25 protein-coding genes and 1 tRNA gene are annotated in these 19,393 nt (G+C 61.2%); 14 read left to right on the top strand and 12 right to left on the bottom strand.

What is annotated here, in order from left to right:
- Position 1 precedes the first annotated feature (1 nt).
- Positions 2-499 (top strand): Lrp/AsnC family transcriptional regulator, encoded by a 498-nt coding sequence (locus AKN84_RS08740; RefSeq protein ID WP_050420339.1) that lies wholly within the window; start codon positions 2-4, stop codon positions 497-499.
- A 54-nt stretch (positions 500-553) separates the two neighbouring features.
- Here AKN84_RS08740 and AKN84_RS08735 read toward each other — a convergent pair whose 3' ends face one another.
- Complete coding sequence (locus AKN84_RS08735; protein WP_050420338.1) at positions 554-859, bottom strand: ETC complex I subunit; 306 nt, start codon at positions 857-859, stop codon at positions 554-556.
- A 257-nt stretch (positions 860-1,116) separates the two neighbouring features.
- Here AKN84_RS08735 and AKN84_RS08730 point away from each other — a divergent pair, with 257 nt between their 5' ends.
- On the top strand, positions 1,117-2,280 hold the full coding sequence (locus AKN84_RS08730; RefSeq protein ID WP_050420337.1) for an OpgC domain-containing protein: 1,164 nt from the start codon (positions 1,117-1,119) through the stop codon (positions 2,278-2,280).
- Between the two features lie 59 nt (positions 2,281-2,339).
- Here the strand turns inward: AKN84_RS08730 and AKN84_RS08725 are convergent, their stop codons facing one another.
- Complete coding sequence (locus tag AKN84_RS08725) at positions 2,340-4,160, bottom strand: carbamoyltransferase family protein (protein ID WP_050420336.1); 1,821 nt, start codon at positions 4,158-4,160, stop codon at positions 2,340-2,342.
- A gap of 374 nt (positions 4,161-4,534) precedes the next feature.
- Between AKN84_RS08725 and AKN84_RS44750 the strand changes: the two genes are divergently transcribed.
- Positions 4,535-4,798 carry a hypothetical protein gene (locus AKN84_RS44750; protein WP_128970556.1) on the top strand — a complete coding sequence of 88 codons (264 nt, stop codon included), beginning with the start codon at positions 4,535-4,537 and terminating at the stop codon, positions 4,796-4,798.
- 381 nt (positions 4,799-5,179) lie between these two features.
- Here AKN84_RS44750 and AKN84_RS08720 read toward each other — a convergent pair whose 3' ends face one another.
- Positions 5,180-5,956 (bottom strand): cyclase family protein, encoded by a 777-nt coding sequence (locus AKN84_RS08720; protein ID WP_050420335.1) that lies wholly within the window; start codon positions 5,954-5,956, stop codon positions 5,180-5,182.
- Between the two features lie 389 nt (positions 5,957-6,345).
- Between AKN84_RS08720 and AKN84_RS08715 the strand changes: the two genes are divergently transcribed.
- Positions 6,346-6,648: a DUF5076 domain-containing protein gene (locus AKN84_RS08715; RefSeq protein WP_050420334.1), complete on the top strand. Its 303-nt coding sequence runs from the start codon at positions 6,346-6,348 to the stop codon at positions 6,646-6,648.
- 170 nt (positions 6,649-6,818) lie between these two features.
- Here the strand turns inward: AKN84_RS08715 and AKN84_RS08710 are convergent.
- From AKN84_RS08710 to AKN84_RS08695, 4 genes are all read right to left on the bottom strand, one after another.
- Positions 6,819-6,895, bottom strand: a tRNA-Pro gene (locus AKN84_RS08710).
- 116 nt (positions 6,896-7,011) lie between these two features.
- Entirely contained in the window at positions 7,012-7,491 is a 480-nt protein-coding gene (locus AKN84_RS08705; protein ID WP_050420333.1) for a DUF192 domain-containing protein, read from the bottom strand.
- 171 nt (positions 7,492-7,662) lie between these two features.
- On the bottom strand, positions 7,663-8,325 hold the full coding sequence (locus AKN84_RS08700) for a cold-shock protein (RefSeq protein WP_050420332.1): 663 nt from the start codon (positions 8,323-8,325) through the stop codon (positions 7,663-7,665).
- 199 nt (positions 8,326-8,524) lie between these two features.
- A complete protein-coding gene (locus AKN84_RS08695) occupies positions 8,525-9,286 on the bottom strand; it encodes an SIR2 family NAD-dependent protein deacylase (protein ID WP_050420331.1) in 762 nt (253 codons plus the stop codon).
- A gap of 190 nt (positions 9,287-9,476) precedes the next feature.
- Here AKN84_RS08695 and AKN84_RS47990 point away from each other — a divergent pair, with 190 nt between their 5' ends.
- On the top strand, positions 9,477-9,638 hold the full coding sequence (locus AKN84_RS47990) for a hypothetical protein (protein WP_167351841.1): 162 nt from the start codon (positions 9,477-9,479) through the stop codon (positions 9,636-9,638).
- An 86-nt stretch (positions 9,639-9,724) separates the two neighbouring features.
- On the opposite strand, the gene AKN84_RS08690 is transcribed toward AKN84_RS47990, so the two are convergent.
- The 3 genes from AKN84_RS08690 to AKN84_RS08680 all read right to left on the bottom strand — a co-directional run bounded on the left by AKN84_RS08690 (position 9,725) and on the right by AKN84_RS08680 (position 11,077).
- The gene (locus AKN84_RS08690; RefSeq protein ID WP_050420330.1) at positions 9,725-9,997 is read right to left on the bottom strand and encodes a hypothetical protein; all 273 of its coding nucleotides are present in this window, start codon (positions 9,995-9,997) and stop codon (positions 9,725-9,727) included.
- A 303-nt stretch (positions 9,998-10,300) separates the two neighbouring features.
- Complete coding sequence (locus AKN84_RS08685; protein WP_050420329.1) at positions 10,301-10,486, bottom strand: hypothetical protein; 186 nt, start codon at positions 10,484-10,486, stop codon at positions 10,301-10,303.
- Between the two features lie 243 nt (positions 10,487-10,729).
- Positions 10,730-11,077, bottom strand: coding sequence for a GrlR family regulatory protein (locus tag AKN84_RS08680; protein WP_050420328.1), 348 nt, complete (start codon positions 11,075-11,077; stop codon positions 10,730-10,732).
- Between the two features lie 168 nt (positions 11,078-11,245).
- On the opposite strand from AKN84_RS08680, the gene AKN84_RS47225 reads away from it, so the two are divergent.
- From AKN84_RS47225 to AKN84_RS08665, 4 genes are all read left to right on the top strand, one after another.
- On the top strand, positions 11,246-11,419 hold the full coding sequence (locus AKN84_RS47225; RefSeq protein WP_157863264.1) for a hypothetical protein: 174 nt from the start codon (positions 11,246-11,248) through the stop codon (positions 11,417-11,419).
- A 705-nt stretch (positions 11,420-12,124) separates the two neighbouring features.
- The gene (locus tag AKN84_RS08675) at positions 12,125-12,373 is read left to right on the top strand and encodes a hypothetical protein (RefSeq protein ID WP_050420327.1); all 249 of its coding nucleotides are present in this window, start codon (positions 12,125-12,127) and stop codon (positions 12,371-12,373) included.
- Between the two features lie 189 nt (positions 12,374-12,562).
- A complete protein-coding gene (locus tag AKN84_RS08670; protein WP_050420326.1) occupies positions 12,563-13,015 on the top strand; it encodes a VOC family protein in 453 nt (150 codons plus the stop codon).
- A 381-nt stretch (positions 13,016-13,396) separates the two neighbouring features.
- Positions 13,397-14,038: a glutathione S-transferase family protein gene (locus AKN84_RS08665; protein WP_050420325.1), complete on the top strand. Its 642-nt coding sequence runs from the start codon at positions 13,397-13,399 to the stop codon at positions 14,036-14,038.
- Between the two features lie 63 nt (positions 14,039-14,101).
- Here the strand turns inward: AKN84_RS08665 and AKN84_RS08660 are convergent, their stop codons facing one another.
- Entirely contained in the window at positions 14,102-14,347 is a 246-nt protein-coding gene (locus tag AKN84_RS08660; RefSeq protein WP_050420324.1) for a hypothetical protein, read from the bottom strand.
- A gap of 128 nt (positions 14,348-14,475) precedes the next feature.
- The gene (locus tag AKN84_RS08655; RefSeq protein WP_050420322.1) at positions 14,476-14,733 is read right to left on the bottom strand and encodes a PilZ domain-containing protein; all 258 of its coding nucleotides are present in this window, start codon (positions 14,731-14,733) and stop codon (positions 14,476-14,478) included.
- A 596-nt stretch (positions 14,734-15,329) separates the two neighbouring features.
- Between AKN84_RS08655 and AKN84_RS08650 the strand changes: the two genes are divergently transcribed.
- The 5 genes from AKN84_RS08650 to AKN84_RS08625 all read left to right on the top strand — a co-directional run bounded on the left by AKN84_RS08650 (position 15,330) and on the right by AKN84_RS08625 (position 19,017).
- Complete coding sequence (locus AKN84_RS08650; protein ID WP_050420321.1) at positions 15,330-15,785, top strand: Hsp20 family protein; 456 nt, start codon at positions 15,330-15,332, stop codon at positions 15,783-15,785.
- 398 nt (positions 15,786-16,183) lie between these two features.
- Complete coding sequence (locus AKN84_RS08645) at positions 16,184-16,498, top strand: hypothetical protein (protein WP_244484989.1); 315 nt, start codon at positions 16,184-16,186, stop codon at positions 16,496-16,498.
- Positions 16,495-16,674: a hypothetical protein gene (locus tag AKN84_RS08640; RefSeq protein ID WP_050420320.1), complete on the top strand. Its 180-nt coding sequence runs from the start codon at positions 16,495-16,497 to the stop codon at positions 16,672-16,674. Before AKN84_RS08645 ends, AKN84_RS08640 begins: the two co-directional genes overlap by 4 nt.
- A 737-nt stretch (positions 16,675-17,411) precedes the next feature.
- Positions 17,412-18,329, top strand: coding sequence for a helix-turn-helix domain-containing protein (locus tag AKN84_RS08630; RefSeq protein ID WP_128970554.1), 918 nt, complete (start codon positions 17,412-17,414; stop codon positions 18,327-18,329).
- Positions 18,322-19,017, top strand: a complete 696-nt coding sequence (locus AKN84_RS08625) for a hypothetical protein (protein WP_050420317.1) — start codon at positions 18,322-18,324, stop codon at positions 19,015-19,017. Before AKN84_RS08630 ends, AKN84_RS08625 begins: the two co-directional genes overlap by 8 nt.
- Positions 19,018-19,393 lie beyond the last annotated feature (376 nt).

Genomic DNA, 19,393 nt, shown 5'->3' with positions numbered 1-19,393 from the left:
TGTGACAGAGCGCCCACAGCTCGATGACATCGATCTGCGGATCCTGTCCGAGTTGCAACGCGACGGCCGGATCAGGATCAATGAGCTCGCCGAGCGGGTCGGCATCACGGCCCCGCCCTGCCTGCGGAGGATCCGCGCCCTGCGCAGCCGCGGCGTGGTGCAGGCGATCCGCGCCACGCTCGACGAACGGCTGCTCGGCTATGAGGTGACGACCTTCGTGCTGATCCAGCTCGACAGCCAGAACCTGGTTGCGATCGAGGCGTTCGAGGCCGCGGTGGCGGCGGTGCCGCGCTTCCTGCAATGCTGGCGGATCTCGGGCAATGCCGATTTCATGCTGAGATGCGTCGCGCCCAGCGTCGACGACATGCGTCAGCAGCTGCTGCAGTTCGCCGGCCTGCCCAACGTGCGTAAAATTAGAAGCTTTCCGGTGCTCGGCGTTTCCAAGGATGCGCCGCTGCCGATCCCGGGCACCCTTGCCGCGCCAAACCGGGCGGGCTGATCTGATCGCCGGCCCGGGTTGGTCGAACCAGAGGGTTCGATCAGTGGGGCCCGACTAGTGGGTCCACGGCTCCCAGCGGCGGAACGCAAAATTGTCCGCATAGGCGATCTGGCGGTGCACCGAATCCTTCGGCTCGATCACCTGGTAGGCGATGCCCTTGCGCTCGCAATAGGCCACCGCCTCCTCCTTGGTATCGAAGTGCAGCGTGAGCTGCTGCTTCATGTCGGTCGACGAGGTCCAGCCCATCAAGGGCTCCACGGTGCGCGGCTGCTCCGGCTCGTAATCCAGCTGCCACGCTTTGGTCTTGGCACGTCCCGATTGCATCGCGTTTTTGGCGGGCTTAAAAATGCGTGCGGTCATGGATGGTCGGCCCCGTGGGATGTGCAACATGGAAGCGATTTGAAGGAAACCGTCGGGATAGTATAGAGACACCGTTCAACGAACTGATCGGTGATTCCTCGATCTCGGAGGTCGCCTTCGCCGGACCGGTATAGTCATTCTACCGCGCTGTGACAATCTGGCCTTGGGGGCGCTCCAGAGGCTCTCTTTCGGGCCCGTTGGGCCAGATTGTCATAGCGCGGTCTTCTCGACAGCATCACCTCGAGGAAGCGGCGCCCATGGAAATCCACGCTCATTTGCCCGAAAAAGGACGTGACCTCCGGCTCGACCTGTTCCGCGGGATCGCGAACTGGGCGATCTACCTCGATCACATCCCCGACAATATCGTGAACTGGATCACGACGCGCAATTACGGCTTCAGCGACGCCGCGGACCTGTTCGTCTTCATCTCCGGCTACACTGCGTCCTTCGTCTATGCCCGCATGATGCTTGAGCGCGGCTTCATCGTTGGCGCTACGAGGCTGACCAAGCGGGTCTGGCAGCTCTACGTCGCCCATATCATCCTGTTCGTGATCTACATCGCCTCGATCAGCTATCTGGCGCTGCGCTTCGGTGATTCCGAGATCATCAACGAGTTCAACGTCGCCGGCCTCGTCGACAACGCCACCGAGACGCTGCGCCAGGGCCTGTTCCTGAAGTTCAAGCCGGTCAATCTCGACGTGCTGCCGCTCTACATCGTGCTGATGGGCCTGTTCCCGCCGGTGCTGTGGTTCATGCTGCGGCAGCCGAACTGGACCATGCTGGCCTCGATCGCGCTGTGGCTGGTCTCGCGCCATTTCGGCTGGAACCTGCCGGCCTACCCGGCCGGGACCTGGTACTTCAATCCGTTCGCCTGGCAGGTCCTGTTCGTGTTCGGCTCGTGGTGCGCGATGGGCGGCGCGCGCGCCAACATGCACATCATCAACTCGCGCTACACGTTGTGGTTCTGCGTCGCCTACATGATCTTCGCGCTGATCATGACGATGGCCGGCCGCTTCCCGGACCTCGGCGCGATGTTCCCGGACTGGCTGTATTCGACCTTCAACCCGAACGACAAGACCAACCTCGCGCCCTACCGCTTCCTGCACTTCGTGGTGCTCACGGTGCTGGTGATCCGATTTGTCCCGAAGGACTGGTCGGCACTGGAGTGGAAGGTGTTCGACCCCCTGATCGTCTGCGGCCAGCAGTCGCTCGCGGTGTTCTGCGTCGGCGTTTTCCTGTCCTTTGTCGGACATTTCGAGCTCTCGATGAGCTCGGGCTCGCTGTTCGCGCAGATCTTCGTCAGCATCTCCGGCATCGCGATCATGACGATCGTGGCCTATTACATCTCGTGGTCGAAGCGGCAGGACAAGCCGGTCAAGCCGCCGGCGCAGAAACCCGCGGCACCGGCGAAAGCGGCGTGACCCTTATTATTTGAGCATGGCCTGTTCGGAAAACCGCTTCACACTTTCCGGGCCATGCTCTAGCTTCCGCCGCGGCTGGGGTCCTGCGTGGTCGAGGAGACAATGGTGGCGACGTCGCCGAACGTCGTCATCACGGGCGTCACGACCTTGTGCATGGCGGTCTTCGACACCAGCGTGTCGTGCAGCACGAGGTTGTCGATGCCCGTGGTGAGGAAGCAGCTCACGGCATCCTGCGGCGTCTCGATGATCGGCTCGCCCTTGACGTTGAACGAGGTGTTGATCAACACCGGCACGCCGGTCAGCGCCTCGAACTCCTTCAGCAGGCGATAGAGCATCGGGTTGGTTTCCTCGTGCACGCTCTGCACCCGCGCCGAGCCGTCGACATGCACGATCGCCGGGATCCTGTCGCGCCATTCCGGCCGTACCGGCTTCGCGATCAGCATGTAGGGCGAGTCCTCCTCGCCCTCGAAGATCTCCTTCATGCGCTCGGCCAGCACGATCGGCGCGAACGGGCGGAATGCCTGGCGGTGCTTGACGCGGCTGTTGAGGATGTCCTTCATCTCGGCCTTGCGCGGATCGGCGATCAGGCTGCGGTTACCGAGCGCGCGCGGCCCGAATTCGGACGGTCCCTGAAACCAGCCGATCACGCGCTGGTCGGCGAGCAGCCTGGCGGTGTCGCGGCAGATGTTGTCGCTGCGCTTCGCATCGACCTGGATGCGCACCAGGAAGCTTTGCAGCGCGGCCGCCACCTCGGCGTCGCTGTAGCGCCGGCCGACATAGGCGTGGTCCATCACGAACGAGCGGCGCTGTTGCAAAATTTCCAGCCAGCCGTAATAGGCGCAGCCGATCGCGATGCCGTCGTCGCCGGCGGCGGGCTGGATCCAGACGTTCTCGAAGCCGGCCTCGCGCGCGATCCGCCCGTTGGCCACGCAGTTCAGCGCGACGCCGCCGGCGATGCAGAGGTTCTTCGCGCCGGTGCTCTCGCGCAGCCAGCGCGCCCGCGCCAACAGCACGTTCTCGGTGTCGTCCTGCACCCGCCAGGCGATGTCCTCCCAGTGCCGCATCGTCGGGCTCTTGTCCCAGCTGCCGCTGTCGAGCACGAAGGGCTGCTGGTTCTCGGCGCCCCAGAACGGCACGTGCAGCCTGCCGTCCTTCATCTCGAGCAGGTGGCCGACCTGCTCGCGGCGGCCATAGGGCGCAAGCCCCATCAGCTCGCCGCACTTGTTCCAGTCGCCGAACACATAGGTCGAGACCCGGCTGTACAGCGCGCCGAGACCGGGCATGTTGTAGAATTCGTCCGACAACAGACCGCGCGCCGGCTCCATGAAGACCTTCTTCAGGCATTCGAGCCTGGTGTCGTCGAACCTGTAGTAGCTCTCCGACTCGCGGGCGAGCGGCGAGGCCCCATCCTGCGGATAGGACTCCATCGCGTCGGCCTGGTAGTTGCCGACGCCGTCGACGATCATCACGACGCCATCCTTGAACGGCGACACCGCGAACGCGCTGTAGGCATGCGCGAGGTGATGCGAGATCGACACCACCTTGTCGGATTTGGAACGAAACAGCGGATGCTTGATTGCCTCGTTGCGTTCGGCGATCGGCAGGAAGCCCGGCATGTCCTGGTGGAGCATCCGCTCCTCCATCTCGGGCACCGGCAGGATGTAGCTGTTGCGCACCACGAGATCGACGTCGTCGAGCGTGATGCCCTCGGCCGACAGGCAGTAGTCGATGACTTCCTTGTAGAAGCCGGAGGCGTGTTTCTCGCGGGTGATGCGCTCCTTGGAGATCGCGTAGGCGATCGCACCGTCACGCAGCAGGCAGGCGCTCACGTCATGGTCGTAGACGTTGAGACCAAGGACGTAGGTGTGTTGTTTCGGCATGGGCACTCTTCAGGGAGGATTCTCAACGCTCAGAGAACATGATCGTGTCGACTTCAAGTTCGCGACGGCACTTTCCGCGCATCGCGAATCTCTGCTTCTGCGATGCACAAATCAGATCGGCGCAAGTCGATGCAATGCAAGATGAACAGAATGAACGGCGGATGAACGACAAGATGAGCGCAGCAAACACATCGTCCTTTGCAAATAGGAACGTAACTTGACCTTACCTGTTGGTCTCAATAGAGTCGTTAAAGCTCGCAAGAACCTTAGTAAAATATTGTCTTAGCATGCTCGAACCGGACGCCGGTCTCGCGCGTCTAAGCGAGGCAGCCAGCATCAGTTCAGATGTTTGGAAGTGACTGGAGATCTTCAGAATGACTAAACGCTACAATATCCTGACTCGTTGCTTAGCAGCAGTCGCTTTGTTGTTCGTCTATGTCGCAAGTACCTCTGCCATCCTGGTCGGCGCCACCACGTCTTCCGCGCAAGCGCAATGGCGCGGACGCGGCTATGGCTATCGCGGCGGCTGGGGTCGCGGCCGCGGTTGGGGCTATGGCCGCGGCTATGGCTACTACGGCGGTTATGCCGGTCCCCGTTGCTGGTGGACCCCGCGTGGTGTTCGCGTTTGCCGGTGGTAACAACCACCCGGCCGACACAAGCGATATTGAAGACATAAATCAGGTGCGTCGATTTCGGCGCACCTGATTTTCTTTTGGGGCGGTATCTTTGGGACTTATCTTTTGGGATTTATTTTTGGGGCTTGGCTCGCCGGACGCGCGCAACAAATCTGTGGCGCGCAAGAAAGAGCCCCGGGAGACGCCGGGGCTCTAGTCACGGGAGAGAACGCTTCGGAAATCGGGACGCGAGGAGGAGCCGGCAGCCCGATCACCCAATGCATCTACTACGTGCATGAGAGCAGATTCGGCCCCCTCAGGCTGTAGCCGTGCCGCAACAACCTGCAGTAATGAACAGCCTGTCCACCGGTTCCCTCGCCCGCCGAAAACCGCCTGAACGATGCTCTAACCGTCGAGGATGGCAACCGCCCTCGTCCACCCCGCCGACGCACGCTCGATCTTCACTGGAAAGCACGACACCATGAATCCGGTCGACGGCAGCAGCTCGAGATTGTGCAGCTTCTCGATGTGGCAATAACCGATGTGCCGCCCGGCCTTGTGGCCTTCCCAGATCAGGCTGGCGTCCCTGGTCTCGGCATATTTCTTCGCGGTGAAGACGAACGGCGCATCCCAGCTCCAGCCGTCGATGCCGGTCAGCCGCACGCCGCGCTCGAGCAGATACATCGTCGCCTCATAGCCCATGCCGCAGCCCGAATTGACGTAGTCGAGCTGGCCGTATTTCGCGCCGGCACTGGTGTTGACGACGACGATCTCGAGCGGCGACAGCGTATGCCCGATACGCTTCAATTCGGCTTCGACATCGCCGGCAGTCGCAACGTAGCCGTCGGGCAGATGCCGGAAATCGAGCTTCACGCCCGGCTGGAAGCACCATTCCAGCGGTACCTCGTCGATGGTCCATGATCGTTCGCCGCGGTTCATGGTCGGATGGAAATGCCAGGGCGCGTCGAGATGCGTGCCGTTGTGGGTCGAGAGCGAGACCTGCTCGACGGCCCAGCCCTGCCCGTCAGGCAGATCCGCAGCCTTCAACCCATCGAAGAATTGCAGCATGCGCGGCAGCCCCTGCTGATGGTCGATGTACTGGATGGTCGGGTGGTTGCCGGGCGGATCGGCCGGAACGTCGTTTTGCAGGGGAACGGAGATATCGATCAGTCTGCGCGCCATGGTGCCTCCTCGCGGATTGTTCTTGTGTGAGGTGCGTTACCCTGCCAGCGCGTACGCGGCATCGGCAAGTCACATCCGCTCGGGATCGCAGCACATGATCTCGAGGCTGGACTGCGGCAAGGCAGCGCAACGTTGAACCTATTTCCCGCCGGGGCGACCCATGGGCACTGGGGATTTCAGGGCCCAGTATTCGACGGCGCCGTCTGGACGAAGATATTCCGTCCGGGCGGCGTTGTTGCATCAGGCAAGACGATCTCTGGCTTCGTGACGCCGGCACCGTCGACCCTTTGATCCCGATCGCTGCCGAAGCAAAACGGTATAGGGTTTCCTTGATCCGGCTGGCCTCGGGTTTGCCCGCGATTGGGTGTCAATGTCCTTGGGGGACCACAATGCACGAAATGACAGTTCCGGCAGCAGCGCTACGAGACCCAGAGTCGGTCGAGGTGCTTCGGGTCTGGATCGCCGAGAAGAGTCTTTGGTGCTCGATCAAGGTCGGGATGTACCGAGAAACGATGAACGTTTCCGAAGAAAAGGCTTGGGGAACAATTCTAGCGGACGCAACCCGGCACATCGCCAACGCACTCGCCAAAGAATACGAAGCAGATGCGTCCATCACGATCGAGCGAATCCGGCAAGCCTTCCTGAACGAGCTTGCTGATCCAACATCCAAAGTATCCGGCGACTTTGTCTAGTCCAGCCTCGCCGTCGCAGTATATCGGGCGTAGCGGTTGCACATGGCTTGGAGCGCTTATCCAACTGAATTACCCGATAGAGCGTCAATTGATCGCTTCAGAAGGTCGCTGGCGCCTAGTCGCGGCAGCGACGGAATGCTGACGAAAAGTCCAGCAGATTCAAGATAGGATGGTCGGGGCAGCTGGATTCGAACCAACGACCTGCAGTACCCAAAACTGCCGCGCTACCAGGCTGCGCTATACCCCGTCATTTCCGAGAAGCCCCGTGGATACACGCTTCAGCCAGCGCCAGCAAGGCACCGGTGCGGGGCTTCGGGCCGCAAAATCGGCGGCGGTTTCTCTCCAGAAATCGCGTAAAAAATCCTAGTGGCCGCCGAACAGCGGATGGCCGACCCGATCGCCGGGCTGGATGCCGTATTTCTGTGCGGTCCCGGCAATCACCTCGAGGACGCCCTTGGCGAGCCCCCGCGACGGAATGATCTTGGTTGACAGCGGCTCGGTATTCTCGGCGATCCGCAGGATGCGCCCGTCGGCGCGGATGAAGATCATGTCGAGCGAGATGTAGGTATTCTTCATCCACATCGACACTTCCTGTTCCGGCGTGAAGTCGAACAGCATGCCTTTGCCGTCCGCGAGCTCCTTCCGGTACATCAGGCCGGTCTCCTTCTCCTGCTCGGTGGTCGCCATTTCGACCGAGAAGACGTGCACGCCGGATTTGGTGACGATCTCGAGCGGCTGGACGCTGGCGGCCTGCGCGGCCGGGGCCAGCAGCGCGCCGAACATCATGACGAGGGAGGCCACCAGCCACGGGCGAAGCCGCCCAACCATGCGATCGAAATTCATCGACAAATACTCACACCGGGGAAGATTTTCCGGCGGACCCTAACCCGATGATTGCGGCAAATGCCAGAGCCCTGGAGGCTCGCCGGCGGCTCACGTTTCCGTCAGGGCGGATGACCGTTGCATTGGGCATGATCTTTTCGGAAAACCGCTCGGCACTTTTCCGGATCATGCTTAGTGCGACGACAGCGCCGACGGACCGGTCTCCGGGTGGATCTCGGCGGCCATCATGCCTTTGGAGCCGGGCCCGAACCGCACCAGCACATACTGGCCGGGGCGCAGCTCGGTCATGCCGAAGCGGCGCAGCGTTTCCATGTGCACGAAGATGTCGGGCGTACCCTCGCCGCAGGTCACGAAGCCGAAACCGCGCAGCCGGTTGAACCACTTGACCTGTGCACGCTCGAGCCCGCTGGTCGCGGTCACCGTGACATGGGTTCGCGGCGGCAGCATCTGCGCCGGATGGATCGCGGTCGACTCGTCCATCGAGACGATGCGGAAGGCCTGGTAACCCTTCGCGCGCTGCACGCACTCGACGACGAGGCGTGCACCTTCATAGGCAGTTTGATAGCCGTCGCGCCGCAGCACCGTCACATGCAGCAGGATGTCGGGCCAGCCATTGTCGGGGACGATGAAGCCGTATCCCTTGGAGGCGTCGAACCATTTGATGACGCCGGAGACTTCGACGAGGTTGGCCGCGGCGTCGCCGAGACCTGAGAAGGCATCCATCGCCGGATCGCGCGGCACGCTGCCGTACTCGCCCTGTCCAATCCTGCTTTGCCCAACTCCGCCTATCGGCGGTCCGCCGAGCTTCTTGGACTCAAATCCGTCCGACCCCATGACCCCGGACCCCACACATCAAATGCAGAGCGCCGACGTTGCGGCGCACCCTGTACACGCTGCTTTCCATGACCAACTCATTTGGACGCTGCGCGAATCTCTCAACCAAAAGATAACACTCCCACTTCCCGGGCATAGCTAAAAAACGATTCTTGCGGGAACTATGAACAGGCTTGCACAGCCGCGAATCAATCAGGCGTCAATTGCCTACGAAAGGACCAAGCGTGTCGCCGATGTCGTGACGGATCACCAGATCGGCGATGTCGTCCTGATCGGTCGGCTCGTTGTTGATGATCACGAGCCGCGCGCCGTTCTCCTTGGCCATCATCGGAAAGCCTGCGGCGGGCCACACCACCAGCGAAGAGCCGATCGCCAGCAACAGGTCGCAATGCCTTGCGAGTTCCGTCGCGCGGCGCATCGCATCCTCGGGCATCGATTGCCCGAACGAGATCGTCGCGGTCTTCACCGGATCACCGCACTCGGCGCAGTCGGGCGCACTACCGGTCTTGTCGAACTGCAGCTTCACCCACGACAGGTCGTAGGCCTTGCCGCAACCGATGCAGCGGGCGTAGGTGGTGTTGCCGTGCAGCTCGATGACGTCATCGGCCTTGAAGCCCGACGCCTGATGCAGATTGTCGATGTTCTGGGTGATGACGCCGGGAATCTTGCCTGCCCGGTACAGCGACGCGAGCGCACGATGCCCGCGACCAGGCTTAGCGGCGGCAAACGTCGGTTCCATCGCGAAGCGGCGCCGCCATGACTCGTCGCGCGCCTCCTGGCTGGCGACGAACTCGTCGAACGGGATCGGCCGGTTGCGGGTCCACAGCCCGCCGGGCGAGCGGAAGTCGGGAATGCCGCACTCGGTCGAGATGCCCGCCCCTGTGAAGGGCACGATCGACGATGCCTCGGCGATCATGTTGCCGAGCCGCTCGACGCCGCTGCGCAGGTCTTTTGCGATCACAGAAGAAGATCCGGTTGGCCGCCGCGACTATAGCACGGCCGGACCGATTGCGAGCTCGACCGTGACGCGAGCGATCAGGCCGCCTGCCGCCTCAGCATCATCACATTCCTGCACGGCCTGCTCCGCATTGACGCCCAATTCACTGATGCCAATGCGCGCCGGGATAGGACCACCATGACGAGGATGGGCAATGACGGATCTGGAAGAGCGCGTTGCGCGCGAGCGCGAGGAGATCGTCGCGCGCATCGCCAGCTTCAGGGCGACGCAGCGGAAATTCGAGCGCGATCGTCAGGAGTATTACGACAACACGCTCGGCAATGTCTGGAGTGGATTTCAGCGCAAGAGCGCCTGATGTCGTCCACATGCGCATTGCCGCGCTATCGCATCATGACGCACAAATGAGAAAGCCCGGAGCGGTGTGCTCCGGGCTCGTCGCCGTTACCAATAGTGGCGATAGTAGTGGTGCCGATAGTACGGACCGCGATAGTAGGCGTAACCGTCGTCATAATAGCCGTAGCGCGGGCCGTAATAACCGTAGTCGGGCCCGTAATAGCGTGGGCCGTAATACGCGCCGGCCGCGCCCGCAGCGAGCGCGCCGGCAGCCAGACCGAACGCCAGGCCAGGTCCGATATGACGCGCCTGCGCCGGCGCGCTGACCATCGTTGCGCCAACCGTCGCAACCGTCGCCAAAACTGCCAATGTCCTTTTCATGCGCAACCTCCTCACGTTGTTATGTGCACCAACGCGAGCGGATTGGGATGGTTGCAGCAAAGCGCCTGTTCCGGTTCCCCAGCCATGCGATAGCGCAAAGCTACCATCGGTTAGCGCCGGAACAAAAACACAACCTCAGTGATTAGCTGTGATGTGAGCGAGGTTGCATCGATGCCGGCGTGGATGGAACTGCTGCTGAACGTGATGGGCTTTGCTGGCTTTATTGGCATCGCGATGTATCACAAGCATCCGAACGGGAAGCTGCCGGACTGAGCGCCGGCGTCCCCCGGGATTTACCGTGCCTCAGTTTGCCTTGCGCGCCTCTCCCGCCGTGCGGACCAGCCGGTCCGCCTTCACAAGCACCTTGCCGCTCTCTGGCTGCGGCCGAAGCCAGAAGCTGATCACCACAAAGGCGGAACAGAACAGCAAGCCCACAACCATCACACGCCGGTGGGTCGGTCTGTCAGCGCTATGGAACGACGGCATCATGGCTGTCACCTGCAACCATCCCTAACGCAATCGCAGGTGGTGGCAACGCAATGCCACTCTTAACCTAACTCAGTAGGGTTAGCGGTGGCCTGGTATGGCGCGGGCGGGGATGTCCTGATCGCCGGCTGCTGTGGAATCCACAACATATCCCGCGCTTGTCCGCAGCAAATTCACAGGGGCCGCAAGCCCATTTCCTCAACAGACTTCGGCGCTTGCTGCGCACTCGTCCACAGCCACGCCCGATCAGGCGTCCGCCAGGCGTTTCAGGGTCGCCTGGAAGCTCAGGCTGCGGGTTCCGACCAGCACGGTCCCGAACACCTCGGCCTGGTCGCCGTTGAAGGTGCCGGAGAAGCCGCTCGTCACCTCCTGCCCGGCGAACAGCGGCCGGGCGAACGGATCGGAAAACGGCGAATGCTGGTTGGTCCTGAGGTGCCCCTTCCAGGTGCCCTCGCCGGCCGTGTATGCGCCGATCGACCAGAAATATGGCCCGCCGCCGATCAGGAGACCGTCCCGCAGGATCAGGACGCCGCTGTCGCGGCCGCGCACGCCGTCGGTCATATGGATATGGATCGAATAGAGCCCGTTCCGCATCGATCGCGCCGTCCGGTCCTGAAGGGCCGCAGTATGACGCCAAGCCGGGCGGCGCGCGAGCACGCCGATACCGTCCGGCCGCTGATCCGGGCCGAACGCGCGGATCCGGGCGCTAACAAATCGTTAAGAAAGCCCTGACAAGGTTCGGTCCGCCGGAGGGAGAGAGCCATGCTCATTTACCCCGTACCTGTCGAAGTGACGCAAGCCAGGGTGCAACTCGTCGTCGATCAGACGGCGAAGGAGCAGCCGCGCATCATCAGCGCCGATGTTCTTGACGTCTTCGCCGCCAAGAACAAGGCCGACCGTGATGCCGTCGAGACCATGCTCGACATCAAGGTGTGAGATCGCAATCGGCAAGAAGACGCGTGCAGACATCGCGGCGCGTACCTGCGCATTCGCGCGTGATCCGCGAAGCGCCCCCCTCGCGGCCTTCGACGCCCGCACAAATGCCGTGCGCCGGGTCTTGCCGTTGAACCTTTCGCGCCGCACGAAGACATAAATGCGCTGTGGATTTCAGGGCCCAGCGTCTGGCGCAGCGCTGTGGGGCGAGCATATTCCGTCTACGCGGCGCTGTTGCATTTTATAAATTCAACCTTAAGTTTGACCCCAACAGTTGACGGCTCACGCCCTGAGAGATCCCCAGTCCGTCAGCTGGGAAAGCCCCGCATCCAGCCTGCGGGGCTTTCTGTTTTTGCGGTGGCGGAACCTTCCGCAGCGAGCACCGTTAGGTGTCTGGTTGCCGGCGCGATCTCCCCAAGGCCGGTCGGCATCAGACCTCGCGAGCCCGCTCGCGGGGTTTTGCTTTTTAGAGGATGTCCAACCTCGCGCGTCCTTGATTGGCAGTGATGGGCATTCGATGGGATAGAGGCATCTGCCTCCAAGGCTCGACCACGAAAGCCCTGTCCCGGAATTTTCCTGGTCGGGGCTTTCTCGTATCGCGTGCGGCGCATGCTTGCGGCGATGCAGCGGCGCGTAAAGCTTTAAATACTGCGCCAATTGGGCGGCAATCCCCTGAGTGTTAGCAAGGTGTGGCATCAGGGTCAGCACATGTCAGAAGACCAATCGTCAGCCGATCTCGCGCCGATCATGTGGAAATGGTTGGTGCGGCTGATCTGGTTCGGCAGCATCGGATTTTTCCAGTTCGCCGAGATCGAGCGATACCTGAGCGGCAACACCTGGCGCCCCTTTTTCGGCCTCTACGCCGGACTGCTGTTCGCTCTCGTCGTCTGGTTCATGGCCTGCGCGATCCGGAACATCGCTCAGCGCAGGGAGGCGCGGCACGGCCCACCGGCCTGACGAGATTCCTTTAAGGGATCGAGCCTTCACGCGAACGCGATCATGAACGGCGGCAAAGCGCGAACGGCTGCGGGGCAGACCCGTACGTTAGCGCTGCCCCTTGATGCGATTTGCTGCTAGTTTTCATCCCCGACCATCCCGCCCAAACAAGCATCTTTGCAAGAATCTGAATCTGCCAGGAGGACAACAATGCGCTATCTGCACACCATGCTGCGCGTCCGCAATCTCGACGTCGCGATGAAATTCTATCAGGACGCACTGGGGCTGAAGGAAGTGCGCCGCATCGACAATGACAAGGGCCGCTTCACGCTGGTATTTCTCTGCGCGGAGGAAGACCTCCATCTGCTCAAGTCGCTGCCGCAGACCCGCGGCGCGCCGCTGGTCGAATTGACCTACAATTGGGACGAGGAGAAGTACGGCGAAGACCGCCATTTCGGCCATCTCGCCTACGAGGTCGACGATATCTACGCGACCTGCGAGAAGCTGATGAAGATGGGCGTCACCATCAATCGTCCGCCGCGCGACGGCAACATGGCGTTCGTGCGTTCGCCCGACCTGCACTCGATCGAGATCCTGCAGAAGGGCGATCCGAAGGCGCCGGCCGAACCGTGGGCCTCGATGCCCAACACCGGTCATTGGTAAAACGCGAAAGTAAACGCCGCACCGGAGCGCACGTTCCTGTCTGCACGTCTCCATCGCTGACGGGCGGGACTATCGCCAGGCGGGACAATCTCCAGGAACGTGTCGCAACCGTTGAAGTTGCCTCCTCATACATCGAATGCGAGGAGGCAACGAGATGGGAAAAGGAATTTTGCTTTGGCTGTTGGGTGTGCCGATCCCGGTGATCATCGTGCTGTGGTTGTTGTTCGGCCACTGACTGCGTTTTGATGCTGCGCATGAGCGAGGCTCTGCCGCGATGCGGTGGAGCCTCTTTTTTTGCTCTCGATACAATTCACCGCGCGCATTTCCCCGGCGTTTCGGCTAAGAACGCGCGCAAAGTACAACACCGGGAAGAATCGCGTGATGGACAGCAAGCCGCAACTGACGATCTGGGGCCGGGCCAATTCGGTCAACGTGCAGAAGGTGCTCTGGTGTCTCGCCGAGCTCGACCTCCCCTATCAGCGCATCGATGCCGGCATGCAGTTCGGCAAGAACGATCAGCCCGACTATCTCGGAATGAATCCGAATGGCCGCGTCCCGACGCTGGTCGACGGCGACTATGTGCTGTGGGAATCCAATTCGGTGATGCGCTATCTCTGCATGGCGTACGGCCAGAGCTCGCCGATCTATCCGCAGGCGCCGAAGGCGCGCGCCGGCGTCGACCGCTGGCTCGACTGGACGCTGTCGACGCTGCAGCCGGTCGACCGCCCCGTGTTCTGGGGGATCGTCCGCACGCCGCCAGAGCAGCGCGACATGGTCAAGATCCAGAAGGACGCCGATGCCGAGGCCGTGGTCTGGCGCGTCGCCGAAGCGCAGCTTTCAACGCACCGCTTCATCGAGGGCGATCAGTTCACCATTGCCGACATCGCGCTTGGCGCCTTTGCGCGGCGCTGGTTCGGCGTCGAGGGCCTCACCAAGCCGAAGCTGCCCAATCTCGAACGCTGGTTCGGCGAGATCGCACAGCGTCCCGCCTTTGTGCGCTTCGTCGCACCGCCGATGTCGTGAGCGGCAAGGCGGTTAGAGCATAATCCTTTCGGAAAGCCGCTTCGCACTTTTCCGGATCATGCTTCAACGTCCGCTGGACATCCCCGCACCGACACTGACGGCGCCACCGAGTTTCACGCAGGTGTCGGTTCCTTCGACCTTGACGAAGCCCGGTCCGTACGACGCGCAGGGATTGCTGCGCGTCGAGGATTTTGACGGCAACGTCCTGCCGGCATCGGGTGGCGTCTGGAAATTGCGGCGATCGCCGGCTTGCGCGAACGCTGCGGCAGGAAGCAGGACGGCGATGACGGCGAAACAGGTCTTGCGCATCCGGCCTTTTATCGCGCGCGGCCGGACGAGGCTAGGTCATGATGCGAAGGGATCGCATCATGACCTAGCTTCTCCTTTTATTGCGTGATCTTTCCGGAAAACCGGCGTCCACTTTTCCGGATCACGCTTCAGCGCACGAATTTGACGCCGAACGTCCTGCCCTCGCGCCAGACCACCTCGCAGGCGCGCCCGGTGCGGGCGTCGCGCGAAAACGCCAGCCGCAGCTTGGCAGGCAGCGTGTTGTTGTCCTGGACCGTGATTTTTGCGCCCGTCGAGGACATGTCCTCGACCACGCAAGGCCGCGCGGCGAATCCGCCATCGAGCGTGATCCAGCCGGACTGACGCAGCGATTTGCGCGTTTCGCGTTTCTTGGACCCTAGAGCCATCACATCATCCCCGCGATCACGCCTATCGCCGCTGGTTTACCAAAGGGTTGCGAAACCGCCTCTGATTGCAGCGATTGTGGGGTTGTTCACACACCTGCTGGCAGGCACCGCGAGGCACTTCGCCCAGGGACGGTGAAAACGTCGCCCTACCAATTCAGGGCACTGCTAATTTCGAACTGGGCTAAGAGATCGCAAACAGGCCAGCACCTGAGTGTCCATGAGAACAAATTACGAACACGACATCCAGGGCAAATTGACGGAGCCGAGAAAGGCGCCAACCGGGCCGGGGAAATCGAGCATCTCGTCACAACGCTGGGGTGGACTTGCCTTGGCTCCGCCGGAGGGATCGGTATGCCCGATGCTGTCACGTCGACCGCGCGAGCGCTTCGCGATATGAGACTGACTGGTGCGCTCAGGCCAGACAATCGATTCGATTTTTTGGCGATCCCTCTTGACGCTCTCGAATCCTAATCTAATTCGTTGGTCGTCGGTCCCCTGCGGGTCCGATGCCTGGATGCCAATCGGGTCCAGGTGTAACGGGCACCGGTCGTGTCCGGTGCTACTCATACCCATCTTGCTCTCTGGAGGATTTGGCTATGCGCACATACGACTTCTCCCCACTGTTCCGGTCGACGATCGGCTTCGATCGCCTGTTCGACCTGGCCGAAACGGCCCAGCGGGCCACCGAAGACAACTACCCGCCCTACAATATCGAACGACTTTCCGAAGACCGTTACCAGATTGCGCTCGCGGTCGCGGGCTTCTCGCCTGACGAGATCTCGGTGACGGCCGAGCAGAACGTCCTGACGGTCGAAGGCAACAAGGTCGAAAAAGCTGACCGTGACTACCTCTATCAAGGGATCTCGACCCGTCGATTCCGGCGGCAGTTCAGCTTGGCTGACCATGTTCTGGTGAAGAACGCCGCGTTCGACAACGGCCTGCTCAAGATTGAGCTGGCGCGCGAAATTCCGGAAGCGATGAAGCCGCGTCGGATCGCAATCAACTCAACGCAGCCGAGCCGGCCACACCAACTCGAATCCGCTGCGGCCTGATACGCGCGAAGCCGCGTCCGGATTTGCCGCTCGCGGCTTCAACCATAGCATCTCGTCTTGGAACGGAGGCAAACATGCGGCCGACGACCGCGAATGTCATTTCCTTGAATGTATCTCACCGCAAGGAGGCGCGATTCAATCATCCCTTGGACGTCTTGGCGGACTTGTCGCTGACCAAAGAAGAAAAACGCGCGCTCTTGGCGTCCTGGGCATCCGACGCTGCTGCGGTCCCATCCTGTCCGGGCTTACGGGCGCCCGCGGATTTAAGGTCACCCGTAAAGATCGACGTCATTCTAGACGCCCTTTGCCGTGTTGACGACGGTCCTCACCATCCGCCGGGGGGCAAGCCTTATCGTCTTCGATCGACATTGCGTCCGCTGGCGGCCTAGGAGGGTGATATGGACGACATCAACCTTCCTAAACACATCGTGGACCGAATCGAGTCCCGCTGGTGTGCTCGGCGACTCTCGACAAAAGAAAAGCGCGAGATCGTCGATCGCCAACTCGAACAGGCTCGGGCACGTCGCAACAACATCAGGCGATATCGATGGCTACTCAACACAAAGCTGAGCGACCTTGAGCGCAACTTCATCGAACGACGTCTTTCCGAGGAAACCTCGGCGATGGAAACTCTGGTTGCCGACATTCCCCTTCTCGCTCGGGAACAGCTGCTGCTCGATGCCGACATCGGACCAGCAGGTGCTTCACCATGAGCACGACGCAATTTCTGATACAGGGAAGCCAGAAGATAATCGGTCACTATCGGTTTTTGCTCGACACGGCAAAAACAGAGCAGGAGCGGAAGGAGTTCACGAAAAGGATCGACGAGGAGAAGCGCAACGTGGAACGGCTGCTTTCCGATCTCGCTCGGCCAGCGCAAGCGGCCTGATCGGTTATAAGTCCGACGGAAACATAGATGGCGAGGCTCAGGCCATGAGAACGCCAATATCGGCAAGGGACCTGGAGTTGGTCGCTTTACGCGAGATTCGCAGCTTTCCCGGCGGCGAGTATGTTTGCCATGTGGAAGTCGTTCAGGCGAACCCGGATTGGAAACTTCATGCAACGGTCAGGGACGGCGCCGATCTCGACCGAATCCAGCACGCTACGGGAGCCACGGAGTTTAGGTTAAAGCATCGGTATCAACTGCGAACCGATTGGTGAACGAACCACTACCGGTCGCTCTCGGGCCGCGCGGCGTGAATCTACTAGGAACTAGCCAAGCGCTCCGTGCAACAAAACGTCCGACAAGAAATCCGCCAGCGATCTAACCGATTGATAAGACTGAAGTTAATCCGATGATATTTGCGCGCTGGCGCTCCCTAGCGGAATGAAACCAAACATTCCATCTCCATTATCGATTAGATTCCAATCATTTAGTTTTCCGGCTCTGAGCCGTGTATCTGCGCCGTGTATCGGCGTTGAACAGGTGACACCCTGTGACTATCTAAGGATTCAGGCGACCGTAGCGGCACCCGGGGACGGGACAACGGAGAAGGTCGGCCAATCCGCAGATCAGGAAATGCAAAAGCCTCGTCGCTTTGGATGAGGCGACGAGGCTTTCACTGATCAATTGAGAGACGGCTACCACCCCGTCACTCGGCACCGCTCACAGGTGAGGCTGTGAACATGGTTACAGATAGTCAGCCGGCCGCCGCCAAGCAAGCCGCCCGCAAGGCCACAGGCGACAAATTCACCCGCGATCTCTTCTCCTGGTTGAACCAAGTGCAGGCCGATCACGCGATCAGCGCCGCAGGGTTCGTCACCGTCTACATCATCAGTCAGCACATCAACCGCGAGTCCGGCAAGGCGTGGCCTAGTCAGGAGACGCTGTACAAGCTGGCACGCGTCACCCGGCGCGGCCTGCAGAAGATCATCGACAAGCTGGTCGAGCGCGGTCACCTTGCAGTTGAGATCGGTGGCGGCGAGCGGTTACAGAACGCCAAGACCGCGACCAATGCCTACCGCATGGTGATCAAAGAGGCGAACACCAGTTCGCCTCATATGCCACTGAGGGGCGAACCTACGTTCGCCTCTTCCGACCATCAAGGGGCGAACTGGGAAGCATCAAGGGGCGAACTGGGAAGCACGCAAGAGGCGAACCCCAGTTCGCACAAACCATCTGAAGAGAACCATCTGATAGAACCATCTGAGGGGGAATGCCCCCCTGCAGCTGGAAGGAATCGGAAGAAGGCGGCGTCTCGTTTGCAGTCAGAGACTCCCTTCCCCGACGATCTCACGCTCGATGACTCCATGATCGAGATCGCTGCTAGGAATGCGAACTGGCACCCCGCACGCGCCGCCCATGAGTTCCAGAAGTTTGAGGCCAACCATCGCGCCAAGGGCCGCAGGTACCGAGACTGGACGGCGGCATGGCGGACATGGTGCCTCAAAGGCGCCGAGTTCGACCGCGAGCGCACCCAGCACAACGGCGCCGTCATTGACCAGGCCGGCAATCCCGTAACAGCACCACCCAATCGGCCGCCGCCTACATGGCGCCGTCCCTCGAACATGCAGCGTGCAATGATGGGAGGCGACGATGACTGAGATCGTCACCCGCACCACCGAGCCGGAACACCAGCTGAGTGTCGCCAAGGTCATGACCACCGCCTTGGCGCCGTTCAAGCTGATGCAGAACTGGCGCCGCATCGACTTGCTCAACGAAACAGTTGAGAGGCGGCTGACCCGAATTGATGATGACGGCGAGCTGATCGCGCTGCGCACCACCGACAAGGCCAAGCGCTGGGAGATGAACTGCGAAGCCTACAACCTGCAGGAGGCGATGCCGCCGATGGCCGAGATCGTCGCCGCTCACAAAGCCGTTGACCGCGCAATCGAGACGTTGCCGACATACCGCGAGCGCAAGCTGCTCGCGGGCCTGATGCTCGACGGCCTCGGCATCAAACCCGAAGAAGGCACAGCTGCATATGCCGAGGCGCTGGCCTGGACGTTGGAGAACGTTGCTCCCGGCCAAGGGGAGGAGCGCGCCGTCGAATACATCCCTGCACCCGCCATCGCCGCCGCCATTGACTGGCTATGGCGCAACTACGGGGAGACGTATGGCAGGCCGCCGCCCATCCACACCGTGCTTGAGCAGTGCGTGAGGTTCCGCGAAAAGCTGGATGATGTGCGTGACCGGATCTTCGCCTACGGGCAGGCTCACAGGCGCCTCGGACAGATCATCGAGGCTACCGATGGTGACATACCGGACGATGACGGGGATGTGCCGTTCTGAGGGCGTGAAATCTCACCAACGCTGAAATACCATCGACATCATCCACAGCACGCCGAATATCGTAAGCCCAACGTCGAATTTGCGGGCTCGTGGAATTAGGCCGAGCACCACTGCAGTAACGATCCCGGACGCAAAGATGGCGTAATAGGCTCGATCTGACATCGGAGAGTCCTCCTCTGCCAAACGTATGGTGTGGTGGTTACCGCCCCGTTGACCTTGACTTCCGGTTTGGTCGCTTTCTCAGGACGCAATGGTTTCAGTCTCCCGGGGCCGCCGGCCGAAAAGTCCCGGTATGGCATGGGACCACGTCAACACAATGAGATGCATCGTGATCGCCCCACCACACGCATCCGTCCCTGCATTTATTTTTCGATGG

Source organism: Bradyrhizobium tropiciagri (assembly GCF_001189845.1).
GTDB lineage: Bacteria > Pseudomonadota > Alphaproteobacteria > Rhizobiales > Xanthobacteraceae > Bradyrhizobium > Bradyrhizobium tropiciagri.
This window is presented reverse-complemented; position numbering and strand designations above follow the sequence as displayed.

Bases quoted from the DNA above. Each gene is read 5' to 3' on its own strand.
- AKN84_RS08735 (WP_050420338.1), bottom strand. From the start codon at position 859: ATGACCGCACGCATTTTTAAGCCCGCCAAAAACGCGATGCAATCGGGA.
- AKN84_RS08730 (WP_050420337.1), top strand. From the start codon at position 1,117: ATGGAAATCCACGCTCATTTGCCCGAAAAAGGACGTGACCTCCGGCTC.
- AKN84_RS08725 (WP_050420336.1), bottom strand. From the start codon at position 4,160: ATGCCGAAACAACACACCTACGTCCTTGGTCTCAACGTCTACGACCAT.
- AKN84_RS44750 (WP_128970556.1), top strand. From the start codon at position 4,535: ATGACTAAACGCTACAATATCCTGACTCGTTGCTTAGCAGCAGTCGCT.
- AKN84_RS08720 (WP_050420335.1), bottom strand. From the start codon at position 5,956: ATGGCGCGCAGACTGATCGATATCTCCGTTCCCCTGCAAAACGACGTT.
- AKN84_RS08715 (WP_050420334.1), top strand. From the start codon at position 6,346: ATGCACGAAATGACAGTTCCGGCAGCAGCGCTACGAGACCCAGAGTCG.
- AKN84_RS08705 (WP_050420333.1), bottom strand. From the start codon at position 7,491: ATGAATTTCGATCGCATGGTTGGGCGGCTTCGCCCGTGGCTGGTGGCC.
- AKN84_RS08700 (WP_050420332.1), bottom strand. From the start codon at position 8,325: ATGGGGTCGGACGGATTTGAGTCCAAGAAGCTCGGCGGACCGCCGATA.
- AKN84_RS47990 (WP_167351841.1), top strand. From the start codon at position 9,477: ATGACGGATCTGGAAGAGCGCGTTGCGCGCGAGCGCGAGGAGATCGTC.
- AKN84_RS08690 (WP_050420330.1), bottom strand. From the start codon at position 9,997: ATGAAAAGGACATTGGCAGTTTTGGCGACGGTTGCGACGGTTGGCGCA.
- AKN84_RS08685 (WP_050420329.1), bottom strand. From the start codon at position 10,486: ATGATGCCGTCGTTCCATAGCGCTGACAGACCGACCCACCGGCGTGTG.
- AKN84_RS08680 (WP_050420328.1), bottom strand. From the start codon at position 11,077: ATGCGGAACGGGCTCTATTCGATCCATATCCATATGACCGACGGCGTG.
- AKN84_RS47225 (WP_157863264.1), top strand. From the start codon at position 11,246: ATGCTCATTTACCCCGTACCTGTCGAAGTGACGCAAGCCAGGGTGCAA.
- AKN84_RS08675 (WP_050420327.1), top strand. From the start codon at position 12,125: ATGTCAGAAGACCAATCGTCAGCCGATCTCGCGCCGATCATGTGGAAA.
- AKN84_RS08670 (WP_050420326.1), top strand. From the start codon at position 12,563: ATGCGCTATCTGCACACCATGCTGCGCGTCCGCAATCTCGACGTCGCG.
- AKN84_RS08665 (WP_050420325.1), top strand. From the start codon at position 13,397: ATGGACAGCAAGCCGCAACTGACGATCTGGGGCCGGGCCAATTCGGTC.
- AKN84_RS08660 (WP_050420324.1), bottom strand. From the start codon at position 14,347: ATGCGCAAGACCTGTTTCGCCGTCATCGCCGTCCTGCTTCCTGCCGCA.
- AKN84_RS08655 (WP_050420322.1), bottom strand. From the start codon at position 14,733: ATGGCTCTAGGGTCCAAGAAACGCGAAACGCGCAAATCGCTGCGTCAG.
- AKN84_RS08650 (WP_050420321.1), top strand. From the start codon at position 15,330: ATGCGCACATACGACTTCTCCCCACTGTTCCGGTCGACGATCGGCTTC.
- AKN84_RS08645 (WP_244484989.1), top strand. From the start codon at position 16,184: ATGGACGACATCAACCTTCCTAAACACATCGTGGACCGAATCGAGTCC.
- AKN84_RS08640 (WP_050420320.1), top strand. From the start codon at position 16,495: ATGAGCACGACGCAATTTCTGATACAGGGAAGCCAGAAGATAATCGGT.
- AKN84_RS08630 (WP_128970554.1), top strand. From the start codon at position 17,412: ATGGTTACAGATAGTCAGCCGGCCGCCGCCAAGCAAGCCGCCCGCAAG.
- AKN84_RS08625 (WP_050420317.1), top strand. From the start codon at position 18,322: ATGACTGAGATCGTCACCCGCACCACCGAGCCGGAACACCAGCTGAGT.